The organism is Ruegeria sp. BE3 (assembly GCF_056538865.1).
On sequence record NZ_JBQFTW010000007.1, the window covers coordinates 77,760 to 94,902 of the forward strand.

17 protein-coding genes are annotated in these 17,143 nt (G+C 58.8%); 11 read left to right on the forward strand and 6 right to left on the reverse strand.

What is annotated here, in order from left to right:
- The first annotated feature begins 81 nt into the window (after positions 1-81).
- The 4 genes from ACR0AZ_RS15840 (at position 82) to ACR0AZ_RS15855 (ending at position 6,233) form a co-directional block, all read left to right on the forward strand.
- Complete coding sequence (locus tag ACR0AZ_RS15840; protein ID WP_480667853.1) at positions 82-1,410, forward strand: amidase; 1,329 nt, start codon at positions 82-84, stop codon at positions 1,408-1,410.
- A gap of 108 nt (positions 1,411-1,518) precedes the next feature.
- Entirely contained in the window at positions 1,519-2,700 is a 1,182-nt protein-coding gene (locus ACR0AZ_RS15845; RefSeq protein ID WP_480471735.1) for an aminotransferase class I/II-fold pyridoxal phosphate-dependent enzyme, read from the forward strand.
- A gap of 14 nt (positions 2,701-2,714) precedes the next feature.
- The gene (locus ACR0AZ_RS15850) at positions 2,715-5,597 is read left to right on the forward strand and encodes a DNA translocase FtsK (RefSeq protein ID WP_480471736.1); all 2,883 of its coding nucleotides are present in this window, start codon (positions 2,715-2,717) and stop codon (positions 5,595-5,597) included.
- Positions 5,598-5,636: 39 nt separating this feature from the next.
- Positions 5,637-6,233, forward strand: coding sequence for a LolA family protein (locus ACR0AZ_RS15855; RefSeq protein ID WP_480471737.1), 597 nt, complete (start codon positions 5,637-5,639; stop codon positions 6,231-6,233).
- A 10-nt stretch (positions 6,234-6,243) separates the two neighbouring features.
- On the opposite strand, the gene ACR0AZ_RS15860 is transcribed toward ACR0AZ_RS15855, so the two are convergent.
- A complete protein-coding gene (locus ACR0AZ_RS15860) occupies positions 6,244-6,825 on the reverse strand; it encodes a transglycosylase SLT domain-containing protein (protein ID WP_480471738.1) in 582 nt (193 codons plus the stop codon).
- A 60-nt stretch (positions 6,826-6,885) separates the two neighbouring features.
- Positions 6,886-7,767, reverse strand: a complete 882-nt coding sequence (locus ACR0AZ_RS15865; RefSeq protein WP_480471739.1) for an AEC family transporter — start codon at positions 7,765-7,767, stop codon at positions 6,886-6,888.
- Positions 7,768-7,847: 80 nt separating this feature from the next.
- Between ACR0AZ_RS15865 and hspQ the strand changes: the two genes are divergently transcribed.
- Positions 7,848-8,174 (forward strand): heat shock protein HspQ, encoded by a 327-nt coding sequence (gene hspQ / locus ACR0AZ_RS15870; RefSeq protein WP_480471740.1) that lies wholly within the window; start codon positions 7,848-7,850, stop codon positions 8,172-8,174.
- A gap of 23 nt (positions 8,175-8,197) precedes the next feature.
- Here the strand turns inward: hspQ and ACR0AZ_RS15875 are convergent, their stop codons facing one another.
- The 3 genes from ACR0AZ_RS15875 to ACR0AZ_RS15885 form a co-directional block, all read right to left on the reverse strand.
- Positions 8,198-9,775 carry a gamma-glutamyltransferase family protein gene (locus tag ACR0AZ_RS15875; protein ID WP_480667854.1) on the reverse strand — a complete coding sequence of 526 codons (1,578 nt, stop codon included), beginning with the start codon at positions 9,773-9,775 and terminating at the stop codon, positions 8,198-8,200.
- 308 nt (positions 9,776-10,083) lie between these two features.
- Positions 10,084-10,533 (reverse strand): ATP-binding protein, encoded by a 450-nt coding sequence (locus tag ACR0AZ_RS15880; RefSeq protein WP_480667855.1) that lies wholly within the window; start codon positions 10,531-10,533, stop codon positions 10,084-10,086.
- An 18-nt stretch (positions 10,534-10,551) separates the two neighbouring features.
- On the reverse strand, positions 10,552-10,890 hold the full coding sequence (locus ACR0AZ_RS15885; RefSeq protein ID WP_480471743.1) for an STAS domain-containing protein: 339 nt from the start codon (positions 10,888-10,890) through the stop codon (positions 10,552-10,554).
- 101 nt (positions 10,891-10,991) lie between these two features.
- Here ACR0AZ_RS15885 and ACR0AZ_RS15890 point away from each other — a divergent pair, with 101 nt between their 5' ends.
- Both ACR0AZ_RS15890 and ACR0AZ_RS15895 read left to right on the forward strand, forming a co-directional pair.
- Entirely contained in the window at positions 10,992-12,164 is a 1,173-nt protein-coding gene (locus ACR0AZ_RS15890) for a thiolase family protein (RefSeq protein ID WP_480471744.1), read from the forward strand.
- Positions 12,165-12,236: 72 nt separating this feature from the next.
- A complete protein-coding gene (locus tag ACR0AZ_RS15895; protein WP_480471745.1) occupies positions 12,237-12,689 on the forward strand; it encodes a GAF domain-containing protein in 453 nt (150 codons plus the stop codon).
- Here the strand turns inward: ACR0AZ_RS15895 and ACR0AZ_RS15900 are convergent.
- Positions 12,686-12,976: a DUF1294 domain-containing protein gene (locus tag ACR0AZ_RS15900; RefSeq protein ID WP_480667856.1), complete on the reverse strand. Its 291-nt coding sequence runs from the start codon at positions 12,974-12,976 to the stop codon at positions 12,686-12,688. The genes ACR0AZ_RS15895 and ACR0AZ_RS15900 overlap by 4 nt on opposite strands.
- A gap of 117 nt (positions 12,977-13,093) precedes the next feature.
- Here ACR0AZ_RS15900 and ACR0AZ_RS15905 point away from each other — a divergent pair, with 117 nt between their 5' ends.
- From ACR0AZ_RS15905 to ACR0AZ_RS15920, 4 genes are read left to right on the forward strand one after another with little or no spacing between them, the layout of a single operon-like run.
- Positions 13,094-13,663, forward strand: coding sequence for a helix-turn-helix domain-containing protein (locus ACR0AZ_RS15905; protein WP_480471747.1), 570 nt, complete (start codon positions 13,094-13,096; stop codon positions 13,661-13,663).
- Positions 13,663-14,286: a LysE family translocator gene (locus ACR0AZ_RS15910; protein WP_480667857.1), complete on the forward strand. Its 624-nt coding sequence runs from the start codon at positions 13,663-13,665 to the stop codon at positions 14,284-14,286. Before ACR0AZ_RS15905 ends, ACR0AZ_RS15910 begins: the two co-directional genes overlap by 1 nt.
- A 4-nt stretch (positions 14,287-14,290) precedes the next feature.
- Positions 14,291-14,671, forward strand: coding sequence for a GFA family protein (locus ACR0AZ_RS15915; RefSeq protein WP_480471749.1), 381 nt, complete (start codon positions 14,291-14,293; stop codon positions 14,669-14,671).
- A gap of 15 nt (positions 14,672-14,686) precedes the next feature.
- On the forward strand, positions 14,687-17,134 hold the full coding sequence (locus tag ACR0AZ_RS15920) for a GcvT family protein (RefSeq protein ID WP_480667858.1): 2,448 nt from the start codon (positions 14,687-14,689) through the stop codon (positions 17,132-17,134).
- Positions 17,135-17,143 lie beyond the last annotated feature (9 nt).

Sequence of the window (17,143 nt, forward strand, 5' to 3'; positions counted from 1 at the left end):
CAATATGCGCGCCCTTTCGGGATTGTCCATGTGCGGTCCTGTCGCTACCGTCCGGACACGGGCAAACTCGGGAGGGGCAGGATGCAAGACTGGCTGACCATGACGGCATGTGATTTGGGCCGTGGCATCGGAATGGGGCAGATCGATCCGGTTGAACTGACCGAGACCTATCTGAGCGCCATCGATACCCATCCACATCGCGATCGCATTTATGCCCGCGTCACACATGACCGCGCTCGCGCCGAGGCCCAAGCAGCGCAAGAGCGGACCAAACTCGGCCTGCGTCGGTCTCTGCTGGATGGTGTTCCGATCAGTTGGAAAGACCTGTTTGACACCGCCGGTGCAGGAACTGAGGCCGGTTCGGCCTTGCTGAAAGGCCGTGTGCCCGAGGCGGATGCGCAGGTGCTGCGCAATGCGACCGCGATGGGCACGGTTTGTCTGGGCAAAACGCATATGAGTGAGCTGGCCTTCTCGGGCCTGGGTCTCAATCCAGTGACGGCCACACCGCCTTGCGTGAATGACGAAGATGCGGTGCCGGGCGGATCGTCTTCGGGGGCAGGGGCCTCGGTCGCGTGGGGGCTTGCGGCCTGTGGTATTGGGTCTGACACCGGTGGATCTGTGCGGATCCCTTCAGCGTGGAATGACCTGGTAGGGCTTAAAACCACAGCCGGGCGCGTGAGCCTTGAAGGCGTTGTACCGCTGTGCTTGAAGTTCGATACGGTCGGACCTTTGACGCGATCGGTTGAGGACGCCGCACATATGCTTGCCGCACTTGAGGGGACCGTACCGGCAGACCTGCGCGGTGCGTCTCTGAAAGGCCGCCGCTTTGCCGACCTACAGAACGTGGCGAAGGACGATCTGCGCGAGGCCCCGGCCAAGGCTTACGATGAGGCTCTGGCACGCCTGAAAGAAGCGGGGGCTGAGATTGTCCCGCTTGAGGTGCCAGAGCTGAACAACGCAATGAGCTTGTCAGGTGTGCTCTATACGACCGAAGCCTATGGCCTGTGGTGCGATGTGATCGAAGCGAACCCCGATGCGATGTATCCCGAAATCCTTGAACGGTTCCGCATGGGCAAAGCCTATACCGGCCCCGATTACGTGGCCGCCTGGTCGAAACTAACCGCCTGCCGACAAGCTTGGGACATGGCAACTGCCGGATTTGACGCCGTACTCGCCCCGACGGCACCGATCCTGCCGCCCAATCTGGATCGGCTGATGAATGATCATGACTACTATGTCACCGAGAATCTATTGGCCTTGCGCAACACAAGGATCGGCAATCTGATGGGGCTCGCGGCGCTGACCCTGCCCACGGGAACACCCGGTTGCGGGTTGATGATGCTGGGCTATCCGGGGTCGGAAGAGGCCTTGCTGCGGCTCGGATCAGCGGCTGAAAGCGCTTTGACCTGAATGCCACAATCCCCTGATTCGGAACCTCTTTGTCTGGACGAGGGGTGCCCCGATCTGTAATCTGCCAGGAAACGGGGCGCAAAATGACCCCGAAATTGAGGCAGTATTATGAATTTCCCCGAGCGGTTTTCGAACCTACCGGAATATGCATTCCCGCGTCTGCGCGCTCTGTTGGATCACCATCAGCCGGGCGGTGACGTCGTTCACATGACCATTGGCGAGCCCAAGCACGATTTCCCGTCCTGGGTGACCGATGTGATCATGGAAAATGCCGCGGGGTTTCAGGGCTATCCCCCGAACGAAGGCTCGCCCGCGCTGCGCGCTGCAATCGCGGGCTGGGTCAACCGCCGCTATGGCGTGTCGATGGATGCAGATGCCAATGTGATGGCACTGAACGGCACGCGCGAGGGTCTGTACAATGCCGCAATGGCGTTGTGCCCCGAGCAGAAGAACGGACAGCAGCCAATCATCCTGTGCCCGAACCCGTTTTATCAGGTTTACATGGTCGCCTCGATTTCGGTCGGCGCGCAGCCCTATTTTGTACCTGCAACCGCTGCGACCGGCCATTTGCCTGACTATGCAGGCCTGCCCGAAGAGGTGCTGAACCGCACCGCCGTTGCCTACATCTGTTCACCCGCGAACCCTCAGGGGGCGGTCGCCTCGCGCGATTATTGGGCTGAGTTGATCCAATTGGCCGAGAAGTACGATTTCCGCATCTTTGCGGATGAATGTTACTCCGAGATTTACCGCGACACCGCCCCGGTGGGCGCGCTGACCGTTGCGCAGGAACTGGACGCTGATCCCGAGCGGGTTACGCTGTTCAACTCACTGTCCAAGCGATCAAATCTGGCCGGATTGCGGTCCGGCCTTATCGCGGGCGGGCCTGAGACGATCAGCCGTGTCAAACTGTTGCGCAGCTATGCGGGTGCCCCCTTGCCCGCACCGTTGCAGGCCGCTGCCGCCAAGGTTTGGGCGGACGAGGTACATGTGCAGGAAAACCGCGCGCTCTATCAGGAAAAATACGCCATTGCAGATGAAGTCTTTGCAGGCGTGCAAGGCTATATGCCGCCCGAGGCAGGGTTCTTCCTGTGGCTACCCGTCGAAAACGGCGAAGAAACTGCATTGAAGCTCTGGCAGGAAACCGGTGTCAGGGTTCTGCCGGGTGCATATCTTTCTCAAGGTGATCCGGTGCAAAACCCGGGCGAGCAATTTATCCGGGTCGCCATGGTGGCCCCAAAAACAGAGATGAAGCGCGGGCTGATCACGCTCCGCGACTGCATCTATTCGTGAGGTACGAGGGCAAAATGGCATCATTGAACGCGCGCAACCGCGACCCGTTACTGGACAGCACCACGCAAGCCGCCATCGAGCGGCGCAGTAAGGAACTGATCGGGATCGCTCTGATCCTGCTCGGCATGGCTGCTGCTGCGATGGTCTGGTCCTATACGCCGGATGATCCAAACTGGATGGTGTCGACCGATGCGCCGGTGCAGAACTGGATGGGACGTGTGGGCGCCTCGATCGCCGCACCTTTGTTCATGATTGTGGGCTGGGGCAGCTTTGGCGTGGCGCTGGTACTGGCTACATGGGGCGTGCGCTTTGCCGGTCATTTCGGGGAAGAGCGTGCGATTGCCCGCCTGATATTCGCTCCGATCTGGATCGCCGTTCTGGCGGTCTATGCCGCCACGCTGGTCCCGGGTGCTGAATGGCGTGCGACGCACAGCTACGGGCTAGGTGGTCTGTTTGGTGACACGGTGATGGGTGCTTTGCTGACGCTGCTGCCGATCTCGTCGCATTTTCTGGTCAAGTTGATGTCGCTTGCCATGGCGGTGGGCATGTTGGCGCTGGGTGTGTTTGTGCTGGGCTTTACCAAAGCGGATGTGCGCAAGGGCTTCCGTGCTTTCTTGCTGGGTCTTGTCATGGCCTATGACCTGTTGATGAACGCTTTGGGGCGTGGGGCCTCGGTCACGGCGCAGGCGGCGCGTGATCGTCGCGCGCAATGGGCTGAGCGTCGGGCGGAACGTGCCGTGCCGGTGCAGGCAGAGTTTGACGATGATCTGGCCTATGCCGACCCGATTTTTGAAGAGCCCGAACTGGAGACACCCGAGCCTGAAGCAAAGTTGGGTCTGCTAGCGCGGATGCCGTCGCTGATCCGTCGTCCCGATCCGATGCCCGAGCCCGAACTGATCGATCCCGTCGCGGTTGAGGGCTACTACGATATGCCTAAAGAGGACCGCATCCGGTCAAAGATCTCTGCCGCTGTGCGCAACCGTAAAGTGGCCGCAGGGCAGATGGCACCTGAGCCTGATCCGAGCCTACCGCTGACCAAGGGGCGCGGGCGTGGGCCCGATCCGCTGATCCTGAATGCCGGACCCGTGGATGAGCTTCCGCCGGAACCACCCATAACCTCAGCAGCATTGCCGGTCGAGCCGCCGTTGAGCGCGGCGGATGAGACCGATTGGCAAGCGCAGCAGGCTTATGTGGACGAGCCGGATTATGACGACGAGGCCGTGTTTGAAGAGCCCGCGCCGCAGTCGCGTCAGACAGTAAAAATCCCTGTTGCTGAACCGCGCAAGCCGGTTGTGGCACAGCCAGTGCGCCGCGCACCCCCGCCATCGCGCCGGGCACAGGCCGAGGCGCAGCCGACCTTGTCATTTGAGGAAAAGCACAGCGATTTTGAGCTACCCCCACTGGGTCTGCTGTCCAACCCGGCCAGCATTCAGCGCCATCACCTGAGTGATGAGGCGCTGGAGGAAAATGCCCGGATGCTGGAAAACGTGTTGGACGACTACGGCGTCAAGGGCGAGATCGTCAGCGTTCGTCCCGGTCCCGTTGTTACCATGTATGAACTGGAGCCTGCTCCGGGTCTGAAAGCCAGCCGTGTGATCGGTCTGGCCGATGATATCGCACGCTCGATGTCGGCGCTGTCGGCGCGGGTTTCGACCCTGCCGGGCCGCTCGGTCATCGGTATCGAATTGCCGAATGAGAACCGCGAGATGGTGGTGCTGCGCGAAATCCTCGCCAGCCGCGATTTCGGCGATGGCAATCATGCGCTGCCTCTGGCGCTGGGCAAGGATATCGGCGGTGAGTCCGTTGTGGCGAACCTGGCCAAGATGCCTCACCTGCTGATTGCCGGTACGACTGGTTCGGGTAAATCTGTTGCGATCAACACGATGATCCTGTCGCTGCTGTATAAGTTGACGCCAGATGAATGCCGCCTGATCATGATCGATCCCAAGATGCTGGAGCTGTCTGTTTATGACGGCATTCCGCATTTGCTGTCGCCTGTTGTGACCGACCCGAAAAAGGCGGTTGTCGCCTTGAAATGGGTGGTCGGCGAGATGGAGGATCGCTATCGCAAGATGTCCAAAATGGGCGTGCGTAATATCGCAGGCTACAACGGTCGCGTGAAGGACGCGCTGGCCAAGGGCGAGATGTTCAGCCGCACGGTCCAGACCGGGTTCGACGATGAAACCGGTGAGCCGATGTTCGAGACAGAAGAATTTGCACCCGAGTCGATGCCCTATATCGTTGTCATCGTCGATGAGATGGCTGACCTGATGATGGTCGCCGGCAAAGAAATCGAAGCCTGCATCCAACGTCTGGCGCAGATGGCGCGGGCCTCGGGTATTCACCTGATCATGGCCACACAGCGCCCCTCGGTCGATGTGATCACCGGAACGATCAAGGCAAACTTCCCCACCCGGATCTCGTTCCAGGTGACCTCGAAGGTCGACAGCCGCACCATTCTGGGTGAGATGGGTGCCGAGCAACTGCTGGGGCAGGGCGATATGCTTTACATGGCGGGTGGTGCCAAGATCACCCGTTGCCACGGGCCCTTTGTCTCGGATGAAGAGGTCGAGGAAATCGTCAACCATCTGAAACAGTTCGGCCCGCCGGATTACATGAGCGGCGTGGTCGATGGCCCTGCCGAGGAAAAAGCTGACAATATCGACGCCGTTCTGGGCCTGAATACGGGCGGCAATACCAACGGAGAAGACGCCCTGTATGATCAGGCGGTGGCGATTGTGATCAAGGATCGCAAATGCTCCACCTCTTACATTCAGCGGAAACTCGCCATTGGCTACAACAAAGCCGCGCGGCTTGTTGAGCAAATGGAAGACGAAGGTGTTGTTTCTGGGGCAAATCACGTGGGCAAACGCGAAATCCTCGTTCCTGAGCAGTAGGATATTTAATAACAAGGGCAGAACGCTTATCTGGGTCTCATGAAACAGATTGCTTTTGCCCTTGCTCTGACACTGGCTGCGCCCGCCGCTTGGGCGGCTGAAAAGCTGCCGCTGTCACAGATATCCAACTATCTGAACCAGATGAAAACGGTTCAGACCACGTTCACGCAGGTGAATGATGACGGTTCACTTAGCACCGGTAAGCTGTGGCTGCAGCGCCCGGGCAAGATGCGCTTCGAATATGATCCGCCCAACAGCGCGGTGGTGCTGGCGCGAGCCGGAACGGTGCAGATATTCGACCCGAAATCGAACCAACCGCCCGAGCAATACCCGCTGAAACGCACGCCCCTGTCCTTGGTGCTGGCGCGGAATGTGAACCTGTCGCAGGCCAATATGGTCGTCGGTCACGACTTTGACGGCACCGCTACGGTCGTGACTGCGCAGGATCCGAAGAACCCGGACAGCGGTCGGATCGAGCTGATGTTTACCTCAGACCCGGTTGAGCTGCGGAAATGGGTGATTCATGACAATGCAGGCAGCCAAACGACTGTCCTGCTGGGGCCATTGACCGAGGGTGGAACCCTCGATCAGAGCGTGTTCTCCAAGAAAACCCGTATCGGGTCAGGCGATCGCTGACCCGACAGGTTCAATAGCGGCAATTGGCCAGTTGCGCCTGATACAGTTGCGCGCGGGCATCAACATCGTTCGCCACATTCAGCAGCCACGACTTGCTGTTATAGCTGCCGCGCGCAAATCCGGTATGACCTTCGTGATAGGCCAGATACTGGTTGCGCGTATCGCTGGGATGGATGCCGTTGCGTTCATAGCTTTTGTTCATATACCAGCCGATGAAATCCGACGCATCGCGTATGCGATCCCGCTTGGCTCGGCGCTTGCCGGTTTCGCGTTGGTATTGCTCCCAAGTGCCATCTAGCGCCTGACCATAGCCGTAAGCGCTGCTTTGACGGCCCATCGGGATCACGCCCAGTACATATTTGTGCGGCGTGCGCGCATCGTGACGATAGCGGCTTTCCTGATAAATCGTGGCCATCTGAACGTGAACGGGAACACCCCATTTGCGTTCGGTGCTTTTGAAGGCCTTGATATAGTCGGGCTTTTCGCGCGCAATGCTGCACGCGTCATTCAGTCTGCTTGGCGGTTGCTTCGACCCGCCGCCACAGGATGCCAAAAGCAGCACCCCGAAGAGTACGAAAAGAATTCTGCTCATGTGCCTCGTGCCTTTTTTCTTTATTCTAGCGCAGATTGAGCCCTGAGGAAATCACATTCGCTACAGAATAATAGCAAGAATTATTGGCAGTGCTGCGACGGACAACACGGTAGAGACCATGACCATGCCTGCAACCGCGTCGGAGTCTGCCTCAAACCGTTCGGCCAGCAGGTATGAGGTCACTGCGACGGGCGTACACATTTGCAAAACCAGCACGCCGAAGGCCACCGGTCCCAGATCGAAACCGACGGCGATGATCCAACCAAGTCCGAAACAGACCGCCAGTTTGAGCAGCGAGAGCCAGATCGCCTGCGCCAGTTTCTGTGTCGTCAGCCGCGCGATGGCGACGCCCACGGTGATCAGCATCATCGGGATTGCCATTTGTCCCAGCAGATCCAGTGTGTTGGTCAGGAATAGCGGCGTTTCCCACCCACGCCACAAGAACAGAGCGCCAAGCAGCGTGGCCCAGACCATGGGCTCGCGCAGGACCTTGCCAAAAGCGCCGCGTCCGGCGACCAGATAGATGCCATAGGTGAAGGAAAACAACGCGGTAACGGCGAGAAAGATCACCGCATAGCCCAGCCCGGCCTGACCAAAGGCAAAGATGCAGAGGGGTAAGCCAAGATTGCCGGTATTGCCGAAGATGAGTGGGGCCAGATAGGTCCGCTGCTCCATTCCCGTGACCCGGACGAAGATCCAAAACACAACTGCCAAAGCCACATGCGAGGCGATAGCCGCGAGCGTAAAGAGTGTCAGTTCGCCCCCTGGGATGTCGGTTTGCATGAGGGCCACGAAGATCAGACTGGGTACTGCCAGTGTCACGGCGAGGCGCGTGACGAATTGCAGCCGATACTCAAAACCCAGCTTTACCCAGGTGAATCCAATGCCCGACAATAAGAACACCGGGGCCACGATTTCGAACACTGTTAGTAGAAGGTTCACAAACTGTTTCCCCGAATTTCAGTTCAATGATTGGCATTTCCGCCGGAAAAGATGTACTAACCTCTTTGGGGGCTGAAACAATGCTAAAGACACACGCCAAGTACCGCCTGGGACAGGTGGTCCGACACCGTAGACACCCTTTTCGAGGGGTGATTTTTGATGTCGATCCGGAGTTTTCCAACTCTGAGGAATGGTATCAGGCCATCCCGGAAGACAGCCGTCCGTTGAAGGATCAGCCGTTCTACCATCTGCTGGCTGAGAACGACCAATCCTTCTATGTGGCTTATGTTTCAGAACAAAATTTGGTTGAGGACCAATCCGGGGAGCCCGTGGACCACCCCGATATCCCCAATATGTTCGGACCGTTTCAGGACGGATCATATCCACTGCATTTCCAGTTGAACTGATTTTCGCAACAAAGCTGCCTGGCCTAGTAGCCAAGCGCGCATCCGTCTTTGCGCGGGTCGCTGGCCCCCTCCAGAACTCCGGTCTCTGAGACTCGAATGGCTTGCGCCCCACCAAGCGGGGTTTCCGGAGTTTCGATAATGTGGCCAAGATCGGCCAATTGTTGCCTTACTTCGTCTGAATAACCGCGTTCAAGTTTCAGGACGCCGCCGTCCGCAAAGGCGCGTGGCATGTCTATGGCGGCCTGAAGTTCCAGATCATAATCCAGCAGGTTCGACACCAATCTCGCGTGACCGGTCGGTTGATAGGCGCCGCCCATCACACCGAAAGGCATGAGGATCTGATCGTTCTTCCGCAACATGCCCGGGATAATCGTGTGCATGGGGCGTTTTCCGCCGCCCAGTTCATTGGGGTGACCGGGGGTGAGCGTAAAGCCCGCGCCGCGGTTTTGCAGCAGAATACCGAACTTCTCAGACGCGATGCCCGAGCCGAAGCCATGGTAAATCGAGTAGATTAGCGAAACCGCCATGCGGTCGCGGTCGACCACGGTGATATAGACAGTGTCCTTGTGCACATTTTCCGTCAGCGGTGCAGCGGCGGGCATTGCGCTGTCCAACTTGATCAGCGCTGCAAGTTTTGCTGCCGTTTCCGGGGCCAGAAAATGTTCCATCCGGGCCGTATGATCGGGATCGGCGATAAATCGGTTGCGCGCATCATAAGCCAGTTTGCTCGCCTCGGCTTCGATATGAATACGCGCGGCGCTACCAGGATCGAGGGCCGATAGATCGAAATGCTTCAGAATGTTCAGCAACAAGATCGCTGTCGCGCCCTGTCCATTCGGCGGATGCTCAAAGAGTTCGAGATCACCATATGTGCCGCTGACCGGTGTCGCGTCTTCGCTTTGAACCGCTTCGAAATCCTGAGCGGTGTGAACACCACCGAGGTTGGTCAGGGCGGTCAACATGTCATCTGCGACCTCGCCAGAATAGAAGGCCTCACGCCCGTGCGCGGCAACGCGGCGCAGCACTTCCGCCTGGCCCGACGCACGAAATATTTGCCCAATCTTCAACGGTTTACCGTCTGCCAGATAGTGCTGACGCGCCACACCCTGCAAAGTTGTAGCCGCGTTCTTCCAGTCAAACGCCACGCGTGGGGCCACCGGTACGCCGATTTCGGCGTAGTGAATTGCAGGTTGCAGGATCGCATCAAGTCCCAGGCGCCCCTCGGTCTGGGCCAGCCGACAAAAAGCATCGACCGCGCAGGGCAGTGTCACCGCATCCGGGCTATCCAGCGGGACCGTATCCAGGCCCTGATCACGCAGGCCTTGTGCGTCCGCCTGGGCGGGCGCACGGCCTGATCCGTTCATTGCCCGAACAGTGTTTTCACCGGCTCTGTTGTACAAGACAAAGCAATCGCCCCCTAAACCCGTCATCTGGGGTTCGCAAATCCCCAGCAGTACCGCTCCGGCCATGGCGGCATCCATGGCGTTTCCGCCCCTCTGCAGAACGTCCAAGGCGGTTTTGGCTGCCAGCGGATGGGATGTTGCGCACATTCCTTCGGTCGCCAGAACTTCCGAGCGGCCAGCCTTGTGAAAATCGTGCATGGTTCTTTCCTTCTGCAAACGTGCAGAGACTAGAGCACTTCATGCCCGATCTGAATCAAAAATGCGTTGACCCACATTTCGACGGAACGCGCTGCGAAATACCGGCACCATCATAGGAACATTGCACGACACTTGGTCGAAAACTGTCCATTGCTGTTGGAGGGAGGAGGTCCTCGGCGCCGTTCACTGGGTGGGGGCTGTGACGCTAGGCGCCGAGGGAAGCTATCTGAGCTACCCTTTGTGTATGTCCTTTGTTTGCGGCGCAACAATGGTTCGATCACGGCGTTATTGTGACCATTTGGCGCTTATTATGGCGCATCGGCGAAATCGAAACGCAAGAGCAGCACGTTGCTGCCATCTGTCCGCTCATAGTGAATTTCGCTGGCAAGTTGGTGAATCAGGAACCAACCAAACCCCCCTTCGGGCAGGTCTTGCAGCGAAGTTTTGACTGAGGCCGGTGTTGCCTCAGGCGGCTGCAGATCGGGCAAGGGTTTGCCGGTATCTCGAATTCGAATAACCAGCTGCTTTTTACAAAGACGGCAATCAACCTGAATATCGGCAGGGGCAATTCCGGCATAGGCATGCTCGACTACGTTGTTGATCGCCTCGGCCAACGCGATTTTGACGTCATCCGCTTTGTTGGCAGGAAGCCCATATGCGGCCAGCTGTTTGCTGAGCATAGCGATACCCCTGCTAGCCTGTATCTCGGTTGCCGGAAAACTCAGGTCCAGACAGTCCTGTTCGCGCTCAGAGGCCACGCTGTCCCCTCCTACCGGTCAGTCGGCGCCAGTGGCGATTGCGTCTTCCAATGATGCAAATAGGCGAAAGACGGTGTCCATGCGGGTCAGTCGGAATACTTTTTCGACAATCGGATGCAGGCCCGCCAGATCCAGCCGCCGCCCATGGCCAAGCTGTTTCATCGAGGCCACGATTGCCCCCAGACCACTGGAATCGATGAATTCGACCGAGGACAGATCCAACACAACCCGCGATGCGCCTGTCTGGGTCTGCGCACGCATGTCTTCCTTGAACTGAATTGCCATTGCTGCGTCAATCCGGTCGCAATGAACTGATATTACCTGTGTATTGCCGGTCGTGCTGCTGCTCAGCCCCATGGTCAACCGCCCTTCGCATTGCAATTAGATCGTAGAAATACGCTAGACGGGAATTCTTACCATTCGGTATCCAAGGGCGGGAAAGCATGAGGAGGCGTCAAATGAGGGAAGTAGTGATCGCAGGGGCCGCGCGTACGCCGATGGGCGGGTTTCAGGGCATGTTCGATGGCGTCCCGGCTGCGGATTTGGGCGGCGCCGCAATCAAGGCTGCTTTGCAAGGGGCAGGCGCCGATACGGTGGACGAGGTCCTGATGGGTTGCGTTCTGCCTGCGGGTCAGGGTCAAGCGCCCGCACGCCAGGCAGGATTTGCAGCCGGTTTGGGCGAAGAGGTGCCTGCCACGACTTTGAACAAGATGTGCGGCTCAGGGATGAAGGCCGCAATGATGGCGTTCGATCAGATCGCGCTGGGCCATGCCGATACGATGGTTGCGGGCGGGATGGAGAGCATGACGAACGCCCCCTACCTGCTGCCGAAAATGCGCAGCGGCGCACGCATCGGGCATGGGCAGGTCGTTGATCACATGTTCCTCGACGGGCTTGAGGACGCCTATGACAAAGGTCGCCTGATGGGCACTTTCGCCGAAGATTGTGCTGAATCCTATCAGTTCACCCGCGAGGCACAGGATGAATACGCGCTGCAATCGCTGTCGAATGCCCTGACAGCGCAGGACACCAACGCCTTCGATGGTGAGATCACTTCGGTCACGATCCAGACCCGCAAGGGCGCAGTTACGCTGGATGCGGATGAACAGCCGAAATCGGCGCGGCCCGAGAAGATTCCCACGCTCAAACCTGCATTTCGTAAGGACGGTACGGTGACGGCCGCCAATTCCTCGTCAATTTCTGACGGGGCGGCCGCGCTGGTGCTGGCGTCTGCCGATGTGGCAGAGGCGCAGGGCCTGACGGTCCGCGCGCGCATTCTCGGCCATGCCAGCCACGCGCAGGCTCCGGGTCTGTTCACCACCGCTCCGGTTCCTGCTACGCAAAAGTTGCTGGAACGGATCGGCTGGGCCAAGGACGATGTGGATCTGTGGGAGGTTAACGAAGCCTTTGCTGTCGTCCCCATGGCTTTCATGCACGAAATGGGCCTGCCCCGAGACAAGGTGAATGTGAACGGGGGCGCTTGTGCGCTGGGTCACCCCATCGGTGCTTCAGGTGCCCGGATCATGGTCACGCTGCTGAATGCGCTGGAAAAGCGGAACCTGAAACGCGGGGTTGCGGCCATCTGCATTGGCGGCGGCGAGGGTACGGCTATCGCGATAGAACGTGTTTGACCCTTTGTCCGTTTGGAAATACCTCACGAGGGGGCATTGCCCCCTCAAACTTAAACCCGCAAAGCAAGACCTATGACCGCAGACTACGACACGCTCGCCAAAACCATCGCCGCACTGACCGAAGGTGAGACCGATCAGGTCGCGCTGATGGCGACAGTGGCTTGCGAGGTGCATCATTCCGATGACCGCTTTGACTGGACCGGATTCTACCGTGTAACTGAGCCGGAGTTGCTGAAAATCGGACCCTATCAGGGAGGCCACGGCTGCCTTGTGATTCCGTTTGCACGCGGAGTTTGCGGTGCAGCCGCGCGGACCGGAGAGGTACAGCTGGTGCCGGATGTCGATGCTTTTCCCGGGCATATCGCCTGTGCTTCAACAACCCGGTCAGAGTTGGTTTTGCCGGTGCGCGATGTCACGGGGCATGTGATCGCGGTGTTTGACATCGACAGCGACCAGCCGGATGCGTTCCGAGATGAAGACGCCGCGGCGCTGTCTTCCATTCTGGATTCGGTTTTTGCGCGTTAATGCGATTGCAGCATCCCGATCAAGTCGTATGAGAGGAGCAGGTAGCCCAACGCCACCTGAACCCCGACAATCGCGTAAAGCCAGATCGAGAATCGCCGTTTGCGGGTTTTGTGACTGAATATCCAGCGCCCCAATAAAGCGCCGGGGCTGCCTCCGAGCGTGGCAAGCCATAACAGGCGCTTTTCCGGGACGCGCTTTTTTCGCCGTCGCGCATTCAGCTTATCCCAGCCAAAAGCCAGCAAAGTCAGAGCGTTGATCGCCCATAGATACAGCATTGCTATCCACATGAACCGTGCATAGCCAATCGCGCCTGTGACCCCAAGTGAAAAAATGCTTGGAAATTTCACCGATTCGGCGCATCGTGAAAATACGAGAGAAAATTTCACCAACAGCGAGAGCGTCCTTTGAACAGTCAGGCCTCACATAGCGCCACACTTGGCGCTGATCTGCGTGCCCTCCGCAAGGCGCGCGGCTGGACCCTGACTGACATAGCGACGCGTCTGGACCGTTCTGTCGGATGGCTCAGTCAGGTCGAGCGGGACTTGTCCGAGCCGACAATCTCGGACCTGAGGCAGATTGCGGATTGTCTCAACGTCCCCATGTCGATGCTGTTTGGCCAATCTGCTGCCCCTGCTGACGAACAGGGCCTCATCGTTCGCGCGGGGTCCCGTCGGAAGATGGGATCCGGTGAGGAAGGTCTGATCGAGGAACTGCTCTCACCCGATCTGACCGATGACTTTGAAGTCGTCCATTCAACGTTCCAACCCGGATCCCGTCTGAAAACACCTACCCTGCGTCCGACGCAAGAGGTGGGCTATATCCTGTCCGGAAAACTGGACCTGACGATTGGTGATCGTTCGTTCACGGTCGGTCCCGGGGACAGCTTCCGCATCCGCAATGAACGCCATCTTTGGTCCAACCCCTATGACGAGCCAGCCGTAGCCGTCTGGGTTATCGCCCCGCCGGTGTACTGATGAGTTTCGAGGCATGGACCATATTCGCGCTGTTCTGGGTGGTGTTCGTGACCACACCAGGACCGAATGCGGTGAACTGCATCTCGAACGGGATGAGCCTGCCCTTTCCGAAAGCCATACTGGGCGTTCTGGCGATTCTGACCCAAGCGAGCGTGTTTCTGATCCTGTCGGCACTGGGCATCACTGCCCTGATTGCCGCGTCGCCGACCGGCTTCTTCGTCGCCAAACTGATCGGTGCCGGGTTTCTGATCTGGATGGGGATACGCGGGTGGATGAATGCCTCCAAGCCGGCCCCGGCCTCGGAACGACCCGCCCGGCATGTCTATCTGCACGCTCTGGCCGTGGCCACGATCAATCCCAAAAGCGTGGCCGGATACCTCGCCGCCTTTTCGCAATTCGTGCAGCCCGAGGTGCCGATCTGGCAGCAAATGTCGATCATCATGCCAACCGCTCTGGTTATCACGACGCTCAGCTACACCGGTTTTACCTTGCTGGGCGCTCTGATAGGGAGGGCGGCTCTGGGGGCTGTGTTCAATATCTGGGTCCGCCGCGTGATGGCGACCTGTTTCATCATCTACGGCGTGTTGCTGGGGACCAGCACAACGCCCGCAGCTAGGGGGTAATGGTATGCACAAAGGATCCTGCCTCTGCGGCAAGGTTGCGTTCACGATTGACAGCGACCTCACCCCGCCCAACGCGTGTCATTGCGGACAATGCCGCAAGCAGTCGGGGCATCTGTGGGCCTCGACCGTGACGCATCAGGATAATCTTAGCTTTACCAGCAGCGAGACATTGGGCTGGTATCGCGCTTCTGACATCGCCAAGCGCGGCTTTTGCAGCGCGTGCGGCTCGTTCCTCTTCTGGCAGCACAACGATGAGGACACGATCGCGATCTCCGTGGGCTCGTTGGACGAACCCACCGGCTTGAAGCTCGCCCAGCACATCTTCGTCGCCGACAAGGGCGATTACTACGACATTCAGGACGATTTGCCCCAGCGGGCACACTAACAGGGAACCAAGCGCATGAGTGATTTTCCAACCAAGGCCCGTGTGGTCATCATCGGCGGCGGCGTTGTCGGCTGTTCATCCCTTTATCATCTGGCCAAGAAGGGCTGGACCGATTGCGTTCTGCTGGAAAAGAACGAACTGACGGCCGGGTCCACATGGCACGCAGCGGGTAACGTGCCGACTTTCTCGACCTCATGGGCGATCATGAACATGCAGCGCTATTCGACCGAGCTGTATTCGCGTCTGGCGGATGAGGTCGATTATCCGATGAACTACCACGTCTCGGGTTCGATCCGCCTGGCGCATAGCAAAGAGCGGATGCAGGAATTCGAGCGCGCCATGTCCATGGGCCGCTACCAGGGTATCCCGATGGAGATGTGGACACCCGAAGAAGCCAAGGAGCGGTACCCCTTCCTTGAAACCCATGATCTTGAAGGCGTTCTGTACGATCCGACCGATGGCGACATTGATCCGGCACAGTTGACGCAGGCTCTGGCTAAGGGTGCGCGCGACATGGGGCAAAAGATCATCCGCTTCTGCCCGGCGACAGACGTGACCCAGCACGACGATGGCACATGGACCGTTCACACCGAGAAGGGCGATATCGCCTGTGAATATGTGGTCAATGCCGCAGGTTATTATGCGCAGCGCGTCGGTGAATGGTTCAAGCCCTATGGCGGGCGCACTGTGCCTGCGATGGTGATGAGCCACCAGTACCTGCTGACCGACGAGGTCCCCGAGATCGAGGCGTGGTCCAAGGAAAATGGTGGCAAGCTGCCTCTGCTGCGTGATGTGGATATCTCCTACTACCTGCGGCAGGAGAAGAACGGTTTCAACCTCGGCCCCTATGAGCCCAACTGCAAGGGCCACTGGATGACCGAGGACGACCCGATGCCCGAGGATTTCAGCTTCCAGCTTTGGAATGACGATCTGGACCGGATCGAGGACATCGTTACCGACGCGATGGAACGGGTACCTCTGATGGCAACTTCAGGCGTTGGCCGCGTGATCAACGGCCCGATTCCCTACGCGCCGGACGGCCTGCCTCTGATCGGCCCGATGCCCGGTGTGAAGAATGCGTTCGAGGCGCACACCTTCACCTTTGGCATCGCGCAAGGCGGTGGCGCGGGCAAGGTGCTTGCTGAATGGATCGTCGATGGCGCAACCGAGTGGGATATGTGGGCCGTCGATCCGCGTCGCTATACCGACTACACCGATCAGGATTACTGCAACCAAAAAGGCATGGAGGTTTATGGCAACGAATATGCCATGCACTTCCCGCATCACGAATGGCCTGCGGCACGCGACAAGAAACTCTCGCCCGTTCATGAGAAGGTCAAGGAACTGGGCGGCGTGATGGGTGCCTATAACGGTTGGGAACGGGCCAACTGGTTCGCGAAACCGGGCGATGATACGTCGCTGGACGCGACGCATACATGGGGTCGCTCCGGACCATGGGAACAGCGGATCAAGGAGGAATGCGAGGCCGTACGTGACCATTGCGGCGTGCTGGACTTGCCGGGATTCTCGCGTTTCATGGTTAAAGGTGAAGGTGCGGCCGAGGCGCTGCGTGGCCTTGTCACCGGTGGCCTGCCCAAGGTTGGGCGCATCAATCTGGTCTATATCTCCGACGACCGGGGCCGCATCCTGACCGAGATGTCCTGCCTGCGACTGGACGAGGACGCGTTCGTCATGATCACCGCCGCCACCGCCCAATGGCATGACCGTGATATTCTGATGGCAGCGATGCCCGCCGGTGTCAGCGTCGAGGACGTCACCACGACCCGTGACACGCTGATCGTCACCGGCCCCAATGCGCGTGAGATTCTGTCGGGTCTGACCGATGCCGATCTCTCGTTGGGGTGGTTGACCCATCAGGCGGCAACCGTGGCCGGGCGACCCGCCCATCTGATCCGCGTCTCCTTCGCCGGAGAGCTGGGTTGGGAAGTCCATGCTCTGAACGAAGATATGCCTGCGATCTATGACGCGATCATTGATGCTGGTGCCAAGCCGTTCGGCATGTACGCCTTGAACTCCCTGCGTATCGAAAAGGGATACCGGGCTTGGAAGGGCGATCTGTCGACCGACTATTCGTTGCTGGAAGGCGGATTGGAGCGCTTCGTCAAGCTGGACAAACCGCAAGACTTCCCTGGCAAGGCCGCGATCCAGAATGAAAAGCAGCAGGGCGTGAAGAAATCCTTCGTGACCCTGACCGTTGACGCGGGTGTCTGCGACGCGCCCTACATGTCCTGCATCTGGCACAATGGCGAGATCGTGGGCGAAACGACCTCGGGCGCGTGGGGTTATCGCGTTGGCAAGTCTATCGCGCTGGGCATGATCAAGACCGACCTGGCGAACCCGGGTACAGCGTTGGAGGTCGAAATCTACGGCCAGAAATACCCCGCTGTTGTGCAAGAGGATCAACCCCTCTGGGATCCGGCCAACGAACGGCTGCGGGCCTGACCTGTGGGT

Coding starts and splice junctions, on each gene's coding strand:
- ACR0AZ_RS15840 (WP_480667853.1), top strand. CDS start 82: ATGCAAGACTGGCTGACCATGACGGCATGTGATTTGGGCCGTGGCATC.
- ACR0AZ_RS15845 (WP_480471735.1), top strand. CDS start 1,519: ATGAATTTCCCCGAGCGGTTTTCGAACCTACCGGAATATGCATTCCCG.
- ACR0AZ_RS15850 (WP_480471736.1), top strand. CDS start 2,715: ATGGCATCATTGAACGCGCGCAACCGCGACCCGTTACTGGACAGCACC.
- ACR0AZ_RS15855 (WP_480471737.1), top strand. CDS start 5,637: ATGAAACAGATTGCTTTTGCCCTTGCTCTGACACTGGCTGCGCCCGCC.
- ACR0AZ_RS15860 (WP_480471738.1), bottom strand. CDS start 6,825: ATGAGCAGAATTCTTTTCGTACTCTTCGGGGTGCTGCTTTTGGCATCC.
- hspQ (WP_480471740.1), top strand. CDS start 7,848: ATGCTAAAGACACACGCCAAGTACCGCCTGGGACAGGTGGTCCGACAC.
- ACR0AZ_RS15875 (WP_480667854.1), bottom strand. CDS start 9,775: ATGCACGATTTTCACAAGGCTGGCCGCTCGGAAGTTCTGGCGACCGAA.
- ACR0AZ_RS15885 (WP_480471743.1), bottom strand. CDS start 10,890: ATGGGGCTGAGCAGCAGCACGACCGGCAATACACAGGTAATATCAGTT.
- ACR0AZ_RS15890 (WP_480471744.1), top strand. CDS start 10,992: ATGAGGGAAGTAGTGATCGCAGGGGCCGCGCGTACGCCGATGGGCGGG.
- ACR0AZ_RS15895 (WP_480471745.1), top strand. CDS start 12,237: ATGACCGCAGACTACGACACGCTCGCCAAAACCATCGCCGCACTGACC.
- ACR0AZ_RS15900 (WP_480667856.1), bottom strand. CDS start 12,976: ATGTGGATAGCAATGCTGTATCTATGGGCGATCAACGCTCTGACTTTG.
- ACR0AZ_RS15910 (WP_480667857.1), top strand. CDS start 13,663: ATGAGTTTCGAGGCATGGACCATATTCGCGCTGTTCTGGGTGGTGTTC.
- ACR0AZ_RS15915 (WP_480471749.1), top strand. CDS start 14,291: ATGCACAAAGGATCCTGCCTCTGCGGCAAGGTTGCGTTCACGATTGAC.
- ACR0AZ_RS15920 (WP_480667858.1), top strand. CDS start 14,687: ATGAGTGATTTTCCAACCAAGGCCCGTGTGGTCATCATCGGCGGCGGC.